General features: G+C 70.7%; 4 protein-coding genes. All 4 read left to right on the top strand.

Going from position 1 to position 5,578, the window contains the following annotated elements; translation table 11 throughout:
* Positions 1-305: 305 nt before the first annotated feature.
* The 4 genes from ACFWZ5_RS44445 (at position 306) to ACFWZ5_RS44430 (ending at position 5,515) form a co-directional block, all read left to right on the top strand.
* The gene (locus tag ACFWZ5_RS44445; protein ID WP_384805923.1) at positions 306-2,144 is read left to right on the top strand and encodes an alpha-L-fucosidase; all 1,839 of its coding nucleotides are present in this window, start codon (positions 306-308) and stop codon (positions 2,142-2,144) included.
* A gap of 141 nt (positions 2,145-2,285) precedes the next feature.
* Positions 2,286-3,134, top strand: coding sequence for a GNAT family N-acetyltransferase (locus tag ACFWZ5_RS44440; protein WP_384805921.1), 849 nt, complete (start codon positions 2,286-2,288; stop codon positions 3,132-3,134).
* A gap of 66 nt (positions 3,135-3,200) precedes the next feature.
* Complete coding sequence (locus ACFWZ5_RS44435) at positions 3,201-3,749, top strand: GNAT family N-acetyltransferase (protein ID WP_384805920.1); 549 nt, start codon at positions 3,201-3,203, stop codon at positions 3,747-3,749.
* A gap of 71 nt (positions 3,750-3,820) precedes the next feature.
* Positions 3,821-5,515: a proline--tRNA ligase gene (locus tag ACFWZ5_RS44430; protein WP_384805918.1), complete on the top strand. Its 1,695-nt coding sequence runs from the start codon at positions 3,821-3,823 to the stop codon at positions 5,513-5,515.
* Positions 5,516-5,578 lie beyond the last annotated feature (63 nt).

Here is a 5,578-nt window from a genome sequence, read left to right as displayed (position 1 = left end):
GAAGATCGTGGAGACCCTGATCGACGAGGCCATGAAGATCGCCGAGCAGATGGAGAAGGACGGCGTGATGTCGGGCGAGCCCGAGGTCACGGTCAGCTGACCCGACGCGCTGTTCGGTACGACCGGTCAGCACGACCGGCCGTACGACCTGAGGGGAGCCGCACGATGCGGCTCCCCTTACGTCTTGACAGCTCCGATGTATAGCGGGACCTTGTCCTGGCATCCGGCAGGAAGCCGCGCTGGGATGTGCACCTCGATGCTGATTCATCCGACGACCACAGGGTCAACGGAAGCGAGGTCCCCGCATGACACGCGTACGCCGCCGCAGCCACTGGCCGCTGTGGGCCGCCGTCCTCTCCCTGCTCGCCGGGCTGCTCCTCACCGGCGCCGGGACGTCAACGGCCGGTCCCGGAAGCCCCGTTGACGAGGCGACCGGCCACACCGCGACCGGCCACAACACGCCCAGCCCCACCGCCCCCCGCCGGACCGCGCTCCGCGACGCCACCGCAGGACTCTTCCTGCACTGGGGCATGTTCACCAGCCCCCGGCACGAGGACTGCCGCGCCTGGGAGAAGGCCGTCACCGACGGCGGCTGGACCCCCGGCTACTGGGTCGACGAGGCGAAGAAGCTCAAGGCGAGCTACATCGTCCTCGCCACCTTCCACTCCCGGCTCGGCTACGCCCGCCCCTGGCCGTCGAAGATCCCCGGCAGCTGCGCGACGCGCCGCGACTTCCTCGGCGAGCTGATCGAGGCGGGCGAGGCCAAGGGCGTCAAGACGATCCTCTACATGACCGACGACCCCAAGTGGCACGACGAACAGGGCGTCGAGAGCCTCGACTCGGCCGCGTACTCCGCCCACAAGGGCCGCACCGTCGACCTCACCACCCGCCCCGGCTTCGGCGAGTTCTCGTACGACAACTTCTTCGAGGTCATGGACAACTACCCCCGTCTTTCCGGCTTCTGGATCGACAACGACAACGAGTACTGGGAGCAGCACAAGCTCTACGAGCAGATCCGCGCCGAGCGCCCCGACATGACCCTGAGCAACAACAACGAGGACACCCCGATCATGGACATGGTGTCCCACGAGCAGAAGACCGGCATGACCCCGCCCTACGACCAGCCCTCGGCGATCTGGACGCCCATGCCGCGCCTGACCGAGTCCTGCTACAAGGTGCCGAGCTCCGGCGCCTGGTGGTACGACGGCCAGGACCGCCCCGTCGACACCGGCCTCAACATCCGCCGCTACGCCGCGAACGCGGGCACCTCCATCAAGTCCCTCATGGACCTCCAGGCCATGGTCGACGGCCGCTTCCCGCCCCAGCAGCAGAAGTTCACCGACCGCATGAAGGACTACCTGCCGCGGATCTGGGAGTCCCTTCACGGTGTCGACGGCGGCGGCTACCGCTACGGCGGCATGCAGCCCGGCGCCTGGAACGACGGCGCGTACGGCTACGTCACCATCAGCCGCGCCGAGCCCACCACCCAGTACGTCCACGTCACCACCCGGCCCGACAGCGGCGACAAGGTGCGGCTGCGCGACAACGGCTACCGCGCCACCCGCGTGACCGACCTGCGCACCGGCAAGAGCCTGCCCCGCACCCAGGGCGACGGCCGCCTCACCATCGGCCCGGTCGAGGACTGGGACCCGTACGACACCGTCTTCAAGGTCGAGACCGAACCCCAGCGCTACGGCGTGTACCCCACGGGCTCCGTCAAGGCGAGCGAACCCCGGCTCACCGACGGCGACTTCAGTACGTACACCGACAACCAGGGAAAGCTCCCCGTGTCGTTCACGCTCGACCTCGGCGCCCCCAAGAAGGCCGCCTACCTGGGCGTCAACCAGCGCGAGTGGTCCCCGACCCACAACCGCTCGACCTTCGGCAGGCCCGAGGACTCCGCCCGGATCAAGAACTACACGGTGTCCGCGAGCGATGACGGCCGGCGATGGCGCACGGTGAGGACCGGCGTCCTGGAGAGCGCCCGCGGCATCCGCTTCATCGACCTCGGCGACGACCTGAAGACCCGCTACCTGAAGCTCGACGCCACCACCACCTGGGCAGCCGAGAGCGCCCCGAACTTCCACCACCAACTCAAGATCGACGAGATCCAGATCGGCTACGGCAACGTACCGCGCCCCTAGGGGCGCGGGGAACTGCACGCCCAGCCCCCACAAACCCGCACCAGAACGACGACGAAGCGCGGCACAACCACCGGACGGCACAGGGCGCCCCCGCCAGGTACAGTGCGGAGATCAGCAGACCGTATGGTGAGGCCCCCGCACGTGTTGACTCAGACCACCACCAGGGTCCTCGAACCGAGTGACCTCGACGCCGCGCTCGCCGTGCTCGACCGCGAGCCGGTCGCGAACGCCTTCGTCACGGCCCGGGTGCAGGTCGCGGGCCTCGACCCCTGGCGTCTCGGCGGCGAGATGTGGGGCTGGTACCAGGACGGCATGCTGGAGTCCCTGTGCTACGCGGGCGCCAACCTCGTCCCGATCTGCGCGACCCCGCGCGCCGTGCGCGCCTTCGCCGACCGTGCCCGCAGGGCCGGCCGCCGCTGCTCCTCCATCGTCGGCCCCGCCGAGCCCACCGCCCAGCTGTGGCGCCTCCTCGAACCCTCCTGGGGTCCGGCCCGCGAGGTCCGCCGCCAGCAGCCCCTCATGGTCACCGACCGGCTCCCCGACGACATCGCGCCCGATCCGTACGTCCGCCGTGTCCGCAAGGACGAGATGGAGACGATCATGCCGGCGTGCGTGGCCATGTTCACCGAGGAGGTCGGCATCTCGCCGCTCGCCGGCGACGGCGGCCTGCTCTACCAGGCCCGCGTCGCCGAACTCGTCGGCTCGGGCCGCTCCTTCGCGCGCCTCGACCGCGACGGCCGGGTCGTCTTCAAGGCCGAGATCGGCGCGGCCACGACCAAGGCCTGCCAGGTCCAGGGCGTGTGGGTGGCCCCCGAGTACCGCGGCCAGGGCCTCGCCGCCCCCGGCATGGCCGCCGTCCTGCGCTACGCCCTCGCCGACATCGCCCCGGTCGTGAGCCTCTACGTCAACGACTTCAACACTCCGGCGCGCGCCGCGTACCGGCGGGTCGGTTTCGACGAGGTCGGCGCGTTCATGAGCGTCCTGTTCTGATCGGGACCGCCCCGGCTCCGCCCGCGCTCGGTACTGCCGCGACGTGCCGCGAAGTAGGGTGCGCGCATGACTGACGACGTCGTGATCGGGCCCCTTGACCTGGCCTCGCGCGTGGACGAGGCGCTGCGCGTGCAGGCACTCGCCTTCGGGCTCGGCGACGACGAGGTCGCGGTGCGCCGGCAGATCGTCCTGCGGCACCTCACCTATCCGGGCGCCCGCGCGCTCGGCGCGACCACGGGCGACGGACGGCTCGTCGGCTTTGTGTACGGCATGCCGAACGACCGCGGGCACTGGTGGTCCACGGTCGTCGAGCCGTACCTGCGCGCCCAGGGCCTGGACGGCTGGCTCGACGGCTCCTTCGTGATCACGGAGCTGCACGTGCGGCCCGGCTACCAGAACCGCGGCGTCGGCCGCGCCCTCATCACCACCATCACCGACAGCGCCACCGAGCCCCGCACGATCCTCTCCGCGATCGACACCGAGAGCCCGGCCCGCGCCCTGTACCGCTCGCTCGGCTACCAGGACCTGGCCCGCCACGTGCTGTTCCCGAGCGCCCCGAAGCCGTACGCGGTGATGGGCGCCCCCCTGCCGCTCAGACGGGCCACGGGCCCCTGACCGATTTCCGCACCCGCGCGTGCCCCGGATAATCTGCGCCCATCACCCTTACGTAGCAGGAGTTGTTCATCATGGCCCAGGTCCAGCGCATGTCCCGTTTGATGGTCAAGACACTGCGTGACGACCCGGCGGACGCGGAGACGCTCAACCACAAGCTGCTCGTACGGGCGGGCTACGTGCGCCGGACCGCCGCGGGCATCTGGACCTGGCTGCCGCTCGGCAAGAAGGTCTACGAGAACGTCGCCCGGGTCGTCCGCGAGGAGATGGACGCCATCGGCGGCCAGGAAGTGCTCCTGCCCGCCCTGCTCCCCAAGGAGCCCTACGAGGCCAGCGGCCGCTACGAGGAGTACGGCGACCTGCTGTTCCGCCTCAAGGACCGCAAGGGCTCCGAGTATCTGCTCGGCCCCACGCACGAGGAGATCTTCACCCAGGTCGTCAAGGACCAGTGCTCGTCCTACAAGGACCTGCCGGTGATCCTCTACCAGATCCAGACCAAGTACCGCGACGAGGCCCGCCCGCGCGCGGGCGTCCTGCGCGGCCGCGAGTTCCAGATGAAGGACTCGTACTCCTTCGACACCACGGACGAGGGCCTCGCCGAGGCGTACGCCCTGCACCGCGCCGCCTACCAGCGCATCTTCGAGCGCCTCGGCCTGGACTACCGCATCGTCTCCGCGGTCTCCGGCGCGATGGGCGGCTCGGCGTCGGAGGAGTTCCTGGCCCCGGCGCCCGCGGGCGAGGACACCTTCGTCGACTGCCCCGCCTGCGACTACGCGGCGAACACGGAGGCCGTGACCTTCGCCCTGAAGCCGGTGTCCGTCGAAGGACACGCGGCGGTGGAGGAGCTCGACACCCCCGACACCCCGACCATCGAGACCCTGGCGGACCACCTGGGCGTCCCCGCCTCCGCCACCCTCAAGAACCTCCTCGTCAAGGTCGACGGCGAGATCGTCGCCGTCGGCGTCCCCGGCGACCGCGAGGTCGACCTCGGCAAGCTCACCGAGCACCTGGCCCCCGCCGAGGTCGAGCTCGTCACGGCCGAGGACTTCGTCGACCGCCCCGACCTCGTACGCGGCTACATCGGCCCGCAGGGCCTGGAGAAGGTCCGCTACATCGCCGACCCGCGCGTCGCGCCCGGCACCGCGTGGATCACCGGCGCGAACAAGCCCGACACCCACGCCCGCAACGTCGTCTGCGGCCGTGACTTCGAGGTCGACGACTACCTCGACGTGGTCGTGGTCGAGGCCGGCGACCCCTGCCCCGCCTGCGGCGCCGGTCTGCGTCTGGACCGCGCCATCGAGATCGGCCACATCTTCCAGCTGGGCCGCAAGTACGCCGACACCTTCCAGCTCGACGTCCTCGGCCAGAACGGCAAGCCCGTCCGCGTCACCATGGGCTCGTACGGCATCGGCGTCTCCCGTGCCGTCGCCGCGCTCGTCGAGCAGTCCGCCGACGAGCAGGGCCTGTGCTGGTCCAAGGAGGTCGCCCCCGCGGACGTCCACGTGGTGGCCGCGGGCAAGGCCGTGCAGACCGAGCTGGCGCTCGACGTGGCGGAGCGGCTGAACGCGGCCGGCATGCGGGTGCTCGTGGACGACCGGGCCGGGGTGTCCCCCGGGGTGAAGTTCACCGACGCGGAGCTCATCGGTGTGCCGAAGATCCTGGTCGCCGGGCGGCGGTCCGCGGACGGCATCGTGGAACTGAAGGACCGCCGCACGGGCGAACGCGAGGAACTCCCGGTGGCCGAGGCCATCGCCCGCCTCTCGGAGTAGCCCTCGCGGGGGCGCCCCAGACCCGCCCCTTCCCGAACTGGGGGCTCCGCCCCCAGACCCCCG

The organism is Streptomyces sp. NPDC059003, assembly GCF_042740445.1.
In the GTDB taxonomy this organism is placed as follows: domain Bacteria; phylum Actinomycetota; class Actinomycetes; order Streptomycetales; family Streptomycetaceae; genus Streptomyces.
The sequence above is the reverse complement of the archived record's forward strand: the minus strand, read 5'-3'. Positions and strand labels throughout refer to the sequence as shown.